Below are 13,435 nucleotides of genomic sequence, written 5' to 3'. Positions count from 1 at the left end.
CAAATCCCTCGCCGCCTACCTCACTAAGGTCACTCCGCCAGCCACCGAAAACCAGCAAGAGACTTAAGCCCGCGATTTCAGGCGCATCACACTAGAAGTAGGGGAGTGGATCGCGGGTGTCCTGTGATCATATCCGGCTGGTCTCTGAGCGGGAGGCGCCAGGTTCCTCCTCGGTTGGGTAGTTGACTGCGCCGAGCCCGGGTCGACGGTCGCTGGGTTCGTTGGGCCTGCGGGGCTGGAGCCCGTGGCCGGGGGAAAACGGGGGTGATGCGGCGGCCCGCCCGGCAGAATCGGGTGATCGACACGCCCTTTGGGGGAGCTATGGAGGCGGACCTGTTCGGCTTCGAGGCGACGGGGCAGCGCTCGCGGCTCGCCCGGACCACGGTGAACCTGGCGTACCCCCCCGAAGGTGACCGTCCAGCGCCTCAACGTGTCGTTCCCGCTGACGTCGTTGCAGGTCCACGCGATCGAGGCGGGCCGTACTTGCGACGTACGGTTTGAGATCGACCTCAACGCGACGCTGCCGCAGGCCCCCGGGTATCCGGGGAGTACACAGGACACGGCGCACATCACCATCGCCAAGAGCCGGTGGGAGTAGCAGCTCGCGCAGCTGGGGCCGTCAGCGGCGTTCGAGATGGCGGTGCCGTATCCGCTCGGCGATCCGGAGCGGGACGAGGTCGGCCGGACGCTGCGGGAGGCGCAGCGGCTGCTGACTGTGGGGGAGATCCGGGCGTCGATCCTGGAGGCCAGACGGGCTCTGGAGTGGGTCCGGGAGAACGTCGACTGGGACAACCCCGGGGCGAAAGAGCAAGGCAGCCAGTGCAACCAGACCGAACGGTGGTGGCGGATCCAGGACGCCCTGTATGGCCAGACGTGCGGCGCCCTGCACAACGACGCGGTCACCAAGGACTTCAAGTACGACCGGGCCGAGGCGGAGACACTGCTGGCGATGACCTCCGCACTGCTGCGGAACGTGCCCGGCACCAGCGCGTGATGGGCGGCCCGCGCCCGCCCCGCGACCGAAACGAGGACCGCATGGCAATCGAGCACAACGGCATTGCAGGCCCCTACTTTGAGTACGACGGACTGCCCGCCCTGCACGCGGTGGACAAGGATCTGCCGCTGTTGCACCCGTACGCCCCGGTGACACCGGGCCGCTACGTCACGCCCGGCGGCGGCCGCTCACCATCCGCCCGGCCGAGATGCGCGCCCACATCCGGATCACGCTGGATCACCTGGGTTGTCCAGCCCAGCTCACTGACGAGAAGAACGCCGCCTTCAAACGGCTCGCCCTGGCCGCCGAGGGCTACTGCGTGCAGTCCGGGTGCCGACACAGCGCCGCGTACGCGGACGGGGTGTACCGCAGCTTCGAGGTGCGCCACGGAAGCATCACGCTCGCCGCGTTCGTGCGCGCCGCGCTCGCGGTCGAGCTGGGGGACTTCGCTCCAGCAGACCGGCTCGTGCAGGAGGCCGAAGCACTGGCCGGGCCTGTCCGCCGGGAGGGCGAGGATGACCAGGCCAGCGGCGGCCAGACGCCCCATGTCCGCCTGCTGCAGCGATACGGGTGAGCCCCTGAAGGCGGGTCGGTGCGGCGCCACGGGGGGAGCGCCGCACCTGCGACCAGCGTAGCGATCTACCCCTCTGCCCGGGCTCGTATGTGCGACCGGACGGTAGTCCTGCACCCATGGCTCACCTCTTAAGCACGGCATGCGCCTTCTCCACCCACTCCGGCGTGTCGCAGGCGTCGCCGACGAACTGGGCATCGACGCCGACCCCAAAGCCATCGGCCCGCGGCTGCTGATCCTCCTCGAAGAGGTCAACGCCACGATGAAGATGCTGGCGCGCTACTGGGAGAAGATCCGCGAGTCCGGCGACCCGAAGGTCTCCCCGGCCATCGACGCGCTCAACGAGATCCTCTACATGGGCCGCCAGCTGCGCATGCACGTCCTCCTGGTCGCGCAGTCCGCCACCGCCCGCGCCCTCGGAGGCCCGGAGGTCCGCGAGCAGTTCTCCACCCGCATCCTCGGCCCGGCCCCGAAGTGGAGCAAGCACCGGGGCCGCGGTCACGTCATCCAGGACGATGAGGTTCACGAGACGCAGGCGATCTGGATGACCGACGCCGACGTCGTCACCTGGCTCACCGACCCGGACGACACCCAGAGCTGACCGAGCGCCGGACACACCACGGGCCCCGGGGGATCAGCCATGACATCCCCGGGGCCCGGTTGGGTTCACGTTGGCCAACGACCACGCGAAGCCGCCGTTACGTGTTGGCCAGCTCCGGCACTTCAAGGCACTCCGCGACCCGGCGGGCCATCGAGGCCACCTCCGGCGGGAGGCGGTCCAGCGACCCGAGGTCCTCGCACAGTTTGGCCCGCAGCCCGTGCAGGCACGCCATCGTGAACAGCACCTCCGGACGGTCCTCGGGCCGCGCTTCCTCCGCCTGGCGCTGTCCGCTGCTGTACAGCATCCGCACCGCTCCGGGCTCGTCAGCGCCAGCGGGCTCCGCCTGACCGAGCAGGCCCGCCAGGTGCGCCCGGTCTTCCTCGTGCGGGCCGTCGGCCCGGCTGTGCTGCTGGCTGAGCTGGAGGTAACCGTTCAAGGTCTCCGGATCCATTCCGACCTGCTCGCAGTACGCGGCGATCAGCATGGCCACGCTGTCCATGGTGTCTGCCGCGTCCGTGGCCCGGTAGAGCGTCATCCGCTTCCAGTCCCGGGCGACGTCCGAGGCCGCGTAACTCATGACCTCCTGGCAGCGCTCAACCGCCTCGTACACCATCTGGTTGACCGCGCGGCGCAGCGGCTCGGGCATCGGGGTGTGTTCCATGGCCGCACGCTAGAGGCCCGCGCGCCTGGAGTCCGCCGTCGCGGCCCCGCGCTCACCCGGACGGACCAGAAGTCACCCGGCGCCGGGATGCCCAACAGGGGAGGCGCCCTTGACGCCGGTCCCGGCCTGCGGGACGGTCTGCGCAACTACGCGCAACCGAGTCACAGGGGAGTACGTGATGACGCTACGGTTCGTCGGGATCGACCCCAACACCGGCGGCGAGGGATCACCGACGGTGTGAGTGGAAGAGGAGAGCGCGGACCTGGTCCTCCAGGGCGAGGAAGCCGACGCCCTCCTCAAGTCCCTGGTCGGCTCCACCGAGTGGGTCGCCGGCCACAAGACGGGGATCCCGCCGCACGAGCGGGTGATCCGGATTCCGTTCCGCATGGTGCAGATTCTGAGGGAGGCATGCGATGCCGCTGAACGCGCAGCAGCTGAACACCGCGACGTTCGCTGAGCTGCTCGCCGACACCCACCGCACGGCGGTCCACCTGGAGATGCGCGATCTGTACGCCGTCGGCGACGAAGCCGAGGACTTCGAGACCTTCCTGCGCACCGGCGTCCCGAACCTCGACCCGGCCCGCTCGTTCTGGCCGCAGTGGATGCCGCTCGTGCAGGGCGCGGTCGCCCGCGGCGTGGTGATGCGCCGGGCCCGGATCGTCTCCGAGCCGGTCACCGACTACATCCGCTACGAGCACGCCATCACCCCGCTCAACCTCCAGGCCGGGGAGGACGTGCGCTGGCTGCCCCGCCGCCGCGCCTCCGGCATCGCGCTGCCCGGCAATGACTTCTGGCTCCTGGACGACCGGCTTGTGCAGTTCCACCACTTCACCGGGACCGGCGACTGGGCGCCGGACGGCAAGGAGCGCACCACCGACCCGGCCGCCGTCGCGCTGTGCCACGCCGCCTTCGAGGCAGTCTGGGAGCGTGGCGTCCCGCACGAGAAGTACACCCTCCAGGCCCATTGAGTAGAGCACCGTGAGCACATCCCCATCGTCCAGCGCACAGGCCGCCCGTGAGGCGCTGGCCGTGCGCTTGCAGCACCTGCGCAAGGACGCTGGCCTTTCCGGGAAGGACCTCTCCGCCCGGTGCGGCTGGCACCCCGCGAAGACCACCCGCATCCAGAAGGGCGACGCTCCGCCCTCCGACACCGACATCCGCGCCTGGTGCGCGGCGTGCGGCGCGGAGGACCAGGCCGACGACCTCATCGCCACCGCCCGCGCCGTCGACTCCATGTACCTGGAGTGGCGCCGCCTGCACAAGGACGGGATGCGCAAGGTCCAGCAGAACTGGAACACCCTGCACGAGCGGACCCGCGTCTGCCGGGTCTACGTCTCCAACGTCCCGCCCGGGTTCTTCCAGACGCCCGCCTTCGCCACCGCCCTGATGGGGCAGATCACGACGTTCCAGGGCACGCCGAACGACGTCTCCGAAGCCGTCGCCGCCCGGGTCGCGCGCTCCCGGTTCCTCTACGAGGGCGGCCACCGCTACGTCGTGCTCATGGAGGAGTCGGTCCTGCGGTTCCGCACCGCCGACCCCGAGGCCATGCGCGGGCAGCTGCGCCACCTCCTGGCGGTGATGCCGCTCGCCTCGGTCTCGCTGGGCATCATCCCGTTCACCGCACAGCGCACCGTGTGGCCGCTGGAGGCGTTCTACCTCCACGACGACACCGTGGCCGTGGTGGAGACGCTGACGGCGGAGATCAAGGTGACGCAGCCGCGCGAGCTCGCCGACTACGCCAAGGCGTTCACCGGCCTGGCACAGATGGCCGTTTATGGCGACGCCGCCCGCGACCTCATCCAGACTGCGATCGACGCACTGGGGTGAAGTCCCGCAATTACCCGCAATCTCGTTGAGGACGGAGCCGAAGCCTCCGTAGCGTCGAACGCCACCGACGCACCCAGCAACGGAGGCGGTGCCATGAGCGCACCCACACCCGCCAGCCCCGAACGGGAAGGATCCTGCCTCCAGCGCCCCGACGTCGGCCGGCCTTCCCCGGCGCTGCTGGAACGCGCTGATCGCGGCTACGCCCGCTTCCTCGCCAACACCACCCAGGCCGCCCCGGACGACAGCACCGGCGGTCACGACCACGACCACGACGACGCGGCGGGCTACCGGTGAGCGCCACCGTGCTCTACGACCCCCAGGGCCTGATCGAGGCCGAACTCCCGCTGGACCGCGCCCCGTACGAAGCGCTCGTCACCGTAGTGCTCGCGTGGAAGGACCCGCATCTCGAACCCCGAGACTACGAGCAGATCGCCCTCCAGCTGACCGGGCACGCACGCGCGGTCGCCGCCGAGGTCCGCCGCCACGCCGCCGCACTGCCGAAGAACGACGGCCGCGGCGCCCTCACCGAAGTCGTCCTCCGCGAAGCCGACGGCCGCCTCGCCGCCCCGCTGGAACGCACAGCCCGCTGCGCCCAGAACCGCGCCCGGCTCGTACGGGCCCTCTACACGCGGCTGGACCGCCTCACAGGGCCCTTCCCGGCCGTCACGTAGCCGGGAGAAGAGGACCGGGCCCAAGATCCCAGGGCTTACACGCACTCCAGTGCGATGCCACCGCCTTCGGGCCCCCAGCATCGCACTTGAGTGTGTGTAGGGCCTGGGCCGCACACCGCGCCCGAGGTCCTGCCGGGCTCATGGACGTGCCTTACTTGATGGGCAGGGCCTTGCCGAGGGCGTCGAGGATGGAGGTCCTCGCGGCAGACTCGGGCGGCAGGGCAAGGCCGAGCACGGCTGTGACGACGAGGGTGACGCGCAGCCCGTTCATTAACGCGGGCGCCTGCTCCACCCCAGGTATCCACGGCAGCGCGATGGCTGCGGCGAGGAGAACGACCGGGGGCCACAGCGCGACCGCTGTCCTGCGCAGTCGGGAGAGAGCGGTCACCGGCTCCGCGGCTGCAGTCAGGGCGTCCCAGTCGTCGTCGATCAGCGCGATCACCCCGGACCACAGGGACTGGGCGACCAGGTCGAAGGAAGCCGGGCCGCTGGCCCGAGCTATCGGGATGCGGTGCTGCCGGATGACGGCGGCCAGCCGAAGCACGTCGGCCCGCGCGAGCTCGCGCCCGCCGGGAAACGGCCGGGCGGGCACTGCGGTCTCTGCCCGGCGGGCGGCGTTCTTCAAAGCGCGTTCCACTGCCTTCCGCGAATTCGGCAGGAACCAGGCATCGCGGTGGGCATGTGTCACGGCGCAGGCGTCGACCAGGGCGAGAAGCAGTGGATCATAGGGGCGCATGATGGGCCGGATCACCCACCCGAGCAGGACAGAGACCGTCACGAAGCAGACTGAGATGGCCAGGCCAATCCCCAACACGATCAGCACCATGAAGGCGATCTGCGCGGCCGTTCTCGCCAGGATCTCGCTGGTGGTGGACCACTGCCCACCGTGGACACCTCCCGAGACAGCGAAGAGGATCAGCGAGACGGCAACGACACAGAGGGCGAGGCTGTGGACGAAGGCCACTCGCCCGGCATGCACGGCCCGCGCGCGGCTCGGCAAGTGGTGATCCAGCAGAAATCCGAACGACAAGCCGAGTACGACGGCGAGAAGGAGGCCGAAGCCGATGTAGAACAGCGCGGAGTAGTGTTCGGGGGCGTCATTCGTCTCGATGACGTGGGAGAGCCAGGAGAAAGGAGGGACGGACAATCCCCCCACTGGGGAGGCCGTCAGCTTGCGGATGATCCAGGGAAGCGCGGCGGCGGCCAGGAGCGGCCCGATCCAGCCGATCGGCTCCCACGTACTGGTGACCGCCTCGTGAATGGCCCGGCGGGCCGCAGCCCGGGCGGCCTCCTTGCCGACGAGAGCGGTTTCTTCCGCAGTCAACGCGGAGCCGCAGGAGCTCGCGACCCGTTCACGGTATTTCACGGCCTGGGCACGGACGAGCGCGACGGACGGCTGACTCACAACTACTCCTCCAAGGCGTACGAGCGCGAGACCCTCAGCACTATGCCCGCCCGCCCCTTGTCCCGTCTGCTGCATCTCCGCGCCAAGCCAAGCCGCAGCCCCTGACCATCCATGTCAAAAGAGGCTGGCGCCTGACACCGCGTGAGGGGGCCGCGCCGACTCCGACATGCCCCCACACACAGCCCTTGGACGCCGCTACGCCGCTGCCCAGTCGAGTCCGAGGTCCGCGAGCGCCTGGAGTTTGTGGGTGGTGAGTTTGGTGCGTCTGGTTTTGGTGTTGCTGAGGAACACCCCGAGCTTCACCTGGTGTTCCTGACCGTCGATCATGAGCACTTCCGTGTGCCCTCGTGGGACGGTCAGTGTGCCCTCGCGTGCTTTGTATTGCGCGAGGGCGGCTATGCCTTTGTCGAAGGTGCTCACGGGTGTCGTGGGCGGTTTCGCGGCCTCTTCCAGTTCTGTCGCCATCGGGACGACGCCGATGGCCTCCAGGCGCTCGCGTTGCCGGTCCGTGAGGGCTTTCCAGACCTTTGGTGTTCGCTGTTTGGTCAGCCATTTGCCGATGTCCATGCCGTGGACGGTGGCGCCGGGTTCGACGTAGGCGAGGATGCTTTCCTCGGCGAGCATCTCGCGCACCACGGCGTAATGCCGCTGCCACTCCGGCGGCCATGACGGGTTCCAGTCCTCGTCAACCTCGCGCAGCGCCGTCTCCCACTCCGGGTGGCCCTCCAGCGCACCCGCACGGCGCAGGTTGGACAGCCACTGCCCCACCGGCCGGTCCAGCATCGTCGCGGACCTCGGCGCGCACAGTGTCCAGTGCTGCTCGTAGTACGCCTTGGCGGCCTCCAGGTTCTCCTGGAACCGCTCATCGGCCAGGTTCCAGACCATGCCGAGCTTCTCCAGCCGCTGGGCGCGTGTCGTCGCCCAGTTTTTCTGAGTTGTTGTTGTGGCTGCGGGCTGGGGTTTCTCAGTTTTTTTGGGTGTTGTCTGTCGTGTCTGAGTGCTTGGCGTGTGGGGCTGTGCGGGGTGGTTTGTGTCTGACCTGTCTGTACGTGGATGTGTGCAGGTTGATCGAGTGCTGTGCAATTCCAGTGAGCTGCTACTTTCGGGGCGGGTTGGGTGGTGTCGGGGTTGGTGAGGACGCCGTGGGTGAGGGCGACGTAGGCGATGTGTGTTGGTTCTCCGTGGTGGATGCCGAGCGGCGAGGAGGCACTGCTGCTGGGGAGGCCCTTGTCTGGATAGAGAGGTTGGTACGGGCGGAGGTTGGTGAACTGCGGGCCGCGCGGCGGCTGGCCAAGACATCATTTACTGACGTCTCATGCGGATGAGGGGCTGTTCGTTGTGTTGATCTACGCTTTCCGTGATGCCCGCGGTGTTTGGTACGGGGATCCTGACGCCGCCGTCCACGACCCCCAGCCAGGTCGCGGGGTTCTGACCCTCCCGCCCACCGTGCCAGGCCAGGACCAGGGCCTGTTTGACGGCCAGCGGGTTGAGGTTCTCTACGCGGCGTGTGATCTGGAAGCAAGCCAGACAAGCTACCGGCTCGACGGCGGTGACTCCTTCGTAGCGACCTGGCATGTCCACGAATTACTGTCTCCGGCCTACCAGCGCGTACTCAAGGCACCCTCTGCGTCACGGGAGGAGGTGGCGACAGTGAGGCTTGAGATCGGCAGTTCGCACCGGCGTTACAGCCTGCACGCTGACCTCCTGGCTGAGGGCCGGGCCGAGATCACCGTCGTCATCTGCACTCCGGACGGGGTCATCTGCGGCGAGCTCACCGGAAAGGTCGACACGCGCGACCTCGCCGAGGTCGGCCGTCTGATCGCCTCCACGCCTGCTGCCTCCGCCGCGAAGACGACACCGTCTGTCACTTCTTCTCCGGCCCCCGTCAAAGCCACCCGCCACGGCCAGGGCTGGGCTCCCGAAGCCCTCGCTCACCTCAAAGAGCACCACCAAGCAGGCAAGAGCCCAGAGCAACTGGCTGAGGATCTCGGGCGCAGCGAAAAGTCCATCCGGTGGAAGCTGCACGGCCTCGGACTCGCTCCCTTCCCCAGCGACCTGGTGCCCGAACCGCGCACCCCGGTCGAGCCAGAAGAGCCCAAGGCGTACTCCGTTGATGAGAAGCGGCGACTGCACCCCAATGCGTACAAACCCTGGGATCCCGAAGACGAACAGCGTCTCGCCGAGCGCTGCGCCCAAGGTTCTTCTCTGTCGGAGCTGTCGCAAGAATTCGGCCGCAACGAAGGTGCCATTGCCTCCCGGCTGCTAAAGATCCAAGCGGAAGGGCCGGCCGCCGATGACGCCTGGGAATACGGCGGGTAGGGCGACACCACACCGTCTATGGCTGGCGGGTGTGCGGTACTGAGCTTGCCTGCAGTCTGCACAGTTGCACCTTCTTAATGGCTGCAACATCGGCCTACATGGGGCAGGGGTGAATGCCGATGGTGGTCAGGAGGTGTTGCTGCTGGCGGTGAAGGGTGTTCCAGTGGGTGCGTTGTCGCTCGGTCCATCGCTTCAGGGTGGGGGAGTGGTCCTGACCGGAGTAGTGGGCCTGCTTAGTCTGCTGGTAGGTGCGTTGCCAGGTGTGAGGCCAGGGCGGGTTCCACCAGGCATCGAGGTCCTCAAGGGCCCGACTTGTGGTGGGGGCGAGTTGTCCTTGTCTGGCTTTGCGGCGTGTTTGTACCAGCCAGCGCCCGAGGGGGAAGTCGTCGTGGTGGGTGTCGGCGCTGGGGGAGAGGTGGCCGTGGGCCAGGGCGTATGTGCGTGCGTGGTCGAGTCCGGGACTCGGCGGATAGACACGGCTGGTCCTGCGCCGCTGCCCGGCGGCGTTCTCGCTGCCGGACGTGATGCCCGCCTCGGTCAGGAGTTGTTGCTGCTCGGGGCGTAGACGGTCCCAGGCGGTGTGCTGTGCGGTGGTCCACGCACGTACGTCGGCCGGGACACCGTGAGGCCTGGCCTGTGTGGTGCGTGCGCGGGTGCAGGCGCGCTGCCAGGCCAGGTCCCAGGGCGGGTTCCACCACGGGTCGATCGCGGTCAGCGCCTGGTGGCGGGCGCTGGGAGTGGTCTCGCGTCGGGCTTGCTGCCGTTGGTCGTTGAGCCAGTGGCCGAGAGGGAAACCGTCGTGGACGGTGGAGTAGGCCACCGCCAGGGTGTGGTGGATGTCGGCGTAGGCGCGGGCGTGCGCGAGCGCGGTTTCGGCGTAGGGGTTGAGGGGACGGGTGCGGGCGCTGTCGCGGGTGAGGCCGATGTCGGCCAGGAGGCGCTGCTGGTCGGGGTGGAGGTCGTCGTAGTGGGTGCGCTGCTGGCGGAGCCAGGCGCGCTGGTTGGGGGCGAAGCTGCGGAAGTGGTGGTCGGCGTTGAGCCGGTGGCCGGCTCGGACTTGGTCGTGGATGTGCTGCCAGGCGCGCTGCCACGCCAGGGTCCAGGGTGGGCACCACCAGGGATCGATCCCGTCCAGCGCCTTCGCCGCGGCAGAGGGAGGTGTACCCCGGTCGGCGTCGGTACGGGCGTGCTGGCGTTGCCGGCGCAGCCATCGTCCGAGCTGGAAGCCGTCGTGGACGGTGCCGATCGCGGCAGCGAGGGTTCGGTGCGTCGCGTGGTAGGCGCGCGCGTAGCCGAGTCCGATGGCGAAGTCGGCTTCGCGTTCGGCGGGTCGTGCGGCGGCGCTGCGGGCCTGGTCCGCGGTGATTCCGATGCGAGTGAGGAGGTTCTGCTGGTCGGGCTGGAGGGTGTCGTACTGGGCGCACTGGGTGGTCAGCCATGTGGCGAGCGCGCTGCTGGTGCCGGGGAACCCGGCCGCGGCGTCCAGGACATGGCCGCCGTCGACGCGGGTGTGTGCCTGGTGCCAGGAGCGCTGCCATTCCAGCGTCCAGGACGGGTTCCACCAGGGGTCGATCGCCGACAGCGCCTGGGCCCTGGGTGAGGGAGTGCCGTGACGGTGCTGGTGGGCGCGGTCTTTGCTGCGCTGGTTGGCCAGCCACTGCCCCAGTTTTAGGCCATCCTGGACGGTGTCGGCGGTCGCGTTGATCAGCGTGCCGTGGGTGTCGGCGTAGGCGCGTGCGCAGGCGAGGGCCCGCTGGAAGTGGGTGGCCATGTTCTTGCGGCGGGGTCTGGCCGTCTGTACGTCTTCACGGGTGAGGCCGATGTCGGCCAGGAGGCGCTGCTGTGCGGGGTGCAGGCTGTCGTAGCCGGTGCACTGGCTGTACAGCCATTCGCCCAGGCCGAAGCTGGTAGCGGGGAAGCCGCGGTCGGGCCGCAAGGGTCCGCGGGCGCGGACGTGGTCACGGGCCTGGTAGTAGAAGCGCTGCCACATCACCGTCCACGGTGGTCGCCACCACGGATCCAGTGCCTCGAGTTCCGCGACGTGTTCGGGCGGCATCGCCGGGAACTTCCGATGATTCGACAGCCATCGGCCCAGGGCAAAGCCGTCGAACCGGCTGTGGATCGGGGCGGCGAGATGGCCGTGGACCGCGGCGTAGGCACGGGCGTGGGCCAGCCCCGTTGTGAACGGCTGATCCGACCTGTGCCGGAGCCCCAGGTGCAGCCGCGTTGCGCCCGCCGTCTCTTCCGGCTGTTGTGCGGCGTTGCGGTAGGCGGTGAGTTCGCGGGCGATGGGGCGGGGCCGGTGCGCCATGTGCAGCGTCCACAGCCGGTCGGCGACGGCTGTGTCGGCATCGGCTCGTACGCAGTGCTGCGCCCAGAGCAGCAAGGGACCGGCTGAGGTCGAGGCGATCCGCTCGACGAGCCACGGCCGCCCCGTGACCCGCGCCAGTTTGCCGGCCAGACCAGGCACGTGAGCGAGCGTGTGAGGCAGATGTCCGCCGGTGTCGGCGAGCAGCCGCTGCCTGGTGCCTTCATCGGTGAGGACCGAGGCGAGGGCGACGGTCTCTGGGTAGGTGACCATGTCCCTGGCCAGCAGCCGCCACCAGCCAGGATCGGCCCCCTGCGGCGTGAGCTGGCGTACTCGGTGAGGCCACTGCTCCTCCTCAGGCCATTGCTGCGCCCACCAAGAGACGATCACGGCGTGCGCGACCTCGAACGCGCGGGTGGCGTCCGGCCGATGGCGCAGCAGATCCAGATGCCGTCGGTGTGCCGCGACCATCTCCGGCAGTCCCGCCAGGTCGACCTGTTCGGTGTCGGCCGGTGCGCCGTCGATCCAGTGGGTGCCGAGCATCCAGCGCTGATGGCGCGGACAGATCCGGGTGTGCGGTTTCAGGTACACCCGTGCCGGCTTGGCCCGTCCCGTGCGTGCGGCCGTGCACAGCCGGCAGCCTTCCCCCGCGGCCGGTACCACCACCCCGAAGCAACCGCCCGGCTGCACCCGCCCCGGCCGGCGAGAGGGGTTCCTGGGCGGTCCAGGCGGGCAGGGCCCGCTGCAGGGTCTCCTCGGGCACGCGGCAGAACGCGGAGATGCGGGCGCGGGCTTCGGCGTTGAGGTAGATCTCACCGTCCGTGCGGTAGCCCTTGAACAGGCCTCCGCCGGCCTGGAGCAGCGCCGGGATGAGGTCTCTGACGCCGAGCCGGTAGCGGTCGGCCAGCCTGTCTAGGTACGACAGGTTCGTCTCGCCCTGCAGCGGGGCGAGCCGTACCGGCCCCGGTCGTGCCGCGGCCGTACGCGGCGGCTGCGGCTGTCGTGGAAGAGAGTCGTGCATCAGGGAGCAGAGGTCGTTCCTGGCGGGCTCGGATGTACCGGCATCCGAGCAGTGGGCAAACGGGGGATCGGGACAGAGAGTTGAGGAAGACGCCGTGGGTCAGGGCTGGCGTTGCGAGGGCGTCCGGTGGCGGTGTGGTGCCCGGGCGCGTTGTTCGGCGGCGGTGTCGAGTTCGATCTGTTCGAGAAGCTTCTTGGTGATTTTTTCGGTGCCGTCGAGGAGGGAGACCAGGGCGGCTTCGCGGATGAGGTGGGAGAGGCTGCCCATGCGGCCGCCGGTGCGGGCGTGGAGGTAGGCGGCGTGCGCGGGCAGGGCGCCGGGCCGGTGGTGCCGCAGCCGCAGGGCGCTGTCCATGCCGTGCACCAGGTCGTGCCAGATCTGCTTGTCCGCGCTGCTGCCGTAGCGCAGGGGCTGGTTGCGCACGATCTTGAAGCGGCCGGCGAGCTGGGAGCCGCGCACGCCGGTCAGCAGGGGTGAGGATTCGACGTCGATGCCGGAGTAGACGAAGGTGGCCGGGATCCGCTCGCCGAGGTACTTCAGCTGGTCGGAGGTCTCGGCGCCGGCCCGGCTGCGGGTGTCCATCAGGTGCACGTCGTCGACCAGGACCAGCTGGGTGCCCATCTCGCACAGCAGCCCGCACACGGCGTTGGTGATCTGGATCTGGTTCATCCTCTCCAGGGCGGGCAGGCCGAGGAAGCGGGCGAACTCGCTGATGAGCATCTTCGGGGTGGAGGACGGCGGCACGGTGATGAACAGCACCGGCAGACGCCCGTCCTGGTTGGGGTGGCGGCGCCGGTCTGCGAGTTCCACGGTGCGGCCGAGCTGCTGCATGGCGGTGGTCTTCCCGGTGGTGGCGGGCCCGGAGATGATCAGGCCGCGTCTGGCTCCGCTCTGCTGGCCGCGGTTGAGCAGCAGCAGGCGGCGTACCGCGGTGGAGATGGTGTCCATGGCGGGGGTTTTCAGCACCACGAACTGCGCGTGGTAGTCCTCCCGCTGATCCAGGGTCCATTCCTGGTCGCCGGCGTCCCGTGGCGGGGCGTGGGGTGTGTCGACGAAC

General features: G+C 69.2%; 13 protein-coding genes and 2 pseudogenes. 10 read left to right on the top strand and 5 right to left on the bottom strand.

Annotated elements, in window-relative coordinates; genetic code table 11:
• The first annotated feature begins 409 nt into the window (after positions 1 to 409).
• The 4 genes and pseudogenes from ACFRMN_RS38325 to ACFRMN_RS38310 all read left to right on the top strand — a co-directional run bounded on the left by ACFRMN_RS38325 (position 410) and on the right by ACFRMN_RS38310 (position 2,166).
• On the top strand, positions 410 to 598 hold the full coding sequence (locus ACFRMN_RS38325) for a hypothetical protein (protein WP_383029088.1): 189 nt from the start codon (positions 410 to 412) through the stop codon (positions 596 to 598).
• Between the two features lie 36 nt (positions 599 to 634).
• A complete protein-coding gene (locus tag ACFRMN_RS38320) occupies positions 635 to 994 on the top strand; it encodes a hypothetical protein (RefSeq protein ID WP_383029086.1) in 360 nt (119 codons plus the stop codon).
• Positions 994 to 1,568 (top strand): annotated as a pseudogene (locus ACFRMN_RS38315) (DUF6420 family protein). The gene ACFRMN_RS38320 and the pseudogene ACFRMN_RS38315 overlap by 1 nt, the downstream one beginning before the upstream one ends.
• Before the next feature lie 139 nt (positions 1,569 to 1,707).
• On the top strand, positions 1,708 to 2,166 hold the full coding sequence (locus tag ACFRMN_RS38310; RefSeq protein WP_383029084.1) for a hypothetical protein: 459 nt from the start codon (positions 1,708 to 1,710) through the stop codon (positions 2,164 to 2,166).
• Between the two features lie 97 nt (positions 2,167 to 2,263).
• Here ACFRMN_RS38310 and ACFRMN_RS38305 read toward each other — a convergent pair whose 3' ends face one another.
• Complete coding sequence (locus tag ACFRMN_RS38305) at positions 2,264 to 2,827, bottom strand: hypothetical protein (protein ID WP_383029083.1); 564 nt, start codon at positions 2,825 to 2,827, stop codon at positions 2,264 to 2,266.
• A 178-nt stretch (positions 2,828 to 3,005) separates the two neighbouring features.
• Here ACFRMN_RS38305 and ACFRMN_RS38300 point away from each other — a divergent pair.
• The 5 genes and pseudogenes from ACFRMN_RS38300 (at position 3,006) to ACFRMN_RS38280 (ending at position 5,325) form a co-directional block, all read left to right on the top strand.
• Positions 3,006 to 3,284: pseudogene (locus ACFRMN_RS38300) on the top strand (hypothetical protein).
• A complete protein-coding gene (locus ACFRMN_RS38295; RefSeq protein WP_383029081.1) occupies positions 3,241 to 3,795 on the top strand; it encodes a DUF6879 family protein in 555 nt (184 codons plus the stop codon). The pseudogene ACFRMN_RS38300 and the gene ACFRMN_RS38295 overlap by 44 nt, the downstream one beginning before the upstream one ends.
• 10 nt (positions 3,796 to 3,805) lie before the next feature.
• Entirely contained in the window at positions 3,806 to 4,654 is an 849-nt protein-coding gene (locus ACFRMN_RS38290) for a helix-turn-helix domain-containing protein (RefSeq protein WP_383029079.1), read from the top strand.
• 93 nt (positions 4,655 to 4,747) lie between these two features.
• The gene (locus ACFRMN_RS38285; protein WP_383029077.1) at positions 4,748 to 4,948 is read left to right on the top strand and encodes a hypothetical protein; all 201 of its coding nucleotides are present in this window, start codon (positions 4,748 to 4,750) and stop codon (positions 4,946 to 4,948) included.
• Complete coding sequence (locus tag ACFRMN_RS38280) at positions 4,945 to 5,325, top strand: restriction endonuclease (protein WP_383029075.1); 381 nt, start codon at positions 4,945 to 4,947, stop codon at positions 5,323 to 5,325. Before ACFRMN_RS38285 ends, ACFRMN_RS38280 begins: the two co-directional genes overlap by 4 nt.
• 151 nt (positions 5,326 to 5,476) lie before the next feature.
• On the opposite strand, the gene ACFRMN_RS38275 is transcribed toward ACFRMN_RS38280, so the two are convergent.
• Both ACFRMN_RS38275 and ACFRMN_RS38270 read right to left on the bottom strand, forming a co-directional pair.
• The gene (locus ACFRMN_RS38275) at positions 5,477 to 6,730 is read right to left on the bottom strand and encodes a hypothetical protein (RefSeq protein WP_383029073.1); all 1,254 of its coding nucleotides are present in this window, start codon (positions 6,728 to 6,730) and stop codon (positions 5,477 to 5,479) included.
• Between the two features lie 195 nt (positions 6,731 to 6,925).
• Positions 6,926 to 7,615 carry a helicase associated domain-containing protein gene (locus tag ACFRMN_RS38270; RefSeq protein ID WP_383029071.1) on the bottom strand — a complete coding sequence of 230 codons (690 nt, stop codon included), beginning with the start codon at positions 7,613 to 7,615 and terminating at the stop codon, positions 6,926 to 6,928.
• A gap of 561 nt (positions 7,616 to 8,176) precedes the next feature.
• On the opposite strand from ACFRMN_RS38270, the gene ACFRMN_RS38265 reads away from it, so the two are divergent.
• Positions 8,177 to 9,049, top strand: a complete 873-nt coding sequence (locus ACFRMN_RS38265) for a hypothetical protein (RefSeq protein WP_383029069.1) — start codon at positions 8,177 to 8,179, stop codon at positions 9,047 to 9,049.
• Between the two features lie 94 nt (positions 9,050 to 9,143).
• Here the strand turns inward: ACFRMN_RS38265 and ACFRMN_RS38260 are convergent, their stop codons facing one another.
• Both ACFRMN_RS38260 and ACFRMN_RS38255 read right to left on the bottom strand, forming a co-directional pair.
• Positions 9,144 to 11,948, bottom strand: coding sequence for a helicase associated domain-containing protein (locus ACFRMN_RS38260; protein ID WP_383029067.1), 2,805 nt, complete (start codon positions 11,946 to 11,948; stop codon positions 9,144 to 9,146).
• Between the two features lie 529 nt (positions 11,949 to 12,477).
• Positions 12,478 to 13,435 (bottom strand): TniB family NTP-binding protein (locus tag ACFRMN_RS38255; protein WP_383029065.1); only part of this gene is annotated, 958 nt, incomplete at its 5' end.

The sequence above is a fragment of the Streptomyces sp. NPDC056835 genome, assembly GCF_042789485.1.
Taxonomy (GTDB): domain Bacteria; phylum Actinomycetota; class Actinomycetes; order Streptomycetales; family Streptomycetaceae; genus Streptomyces.
The sequence above is the reverse complement of the archived record's forward strand: the minus strand, read 5'-3'. Positions and strand labels throughout refer to the sequence as shown.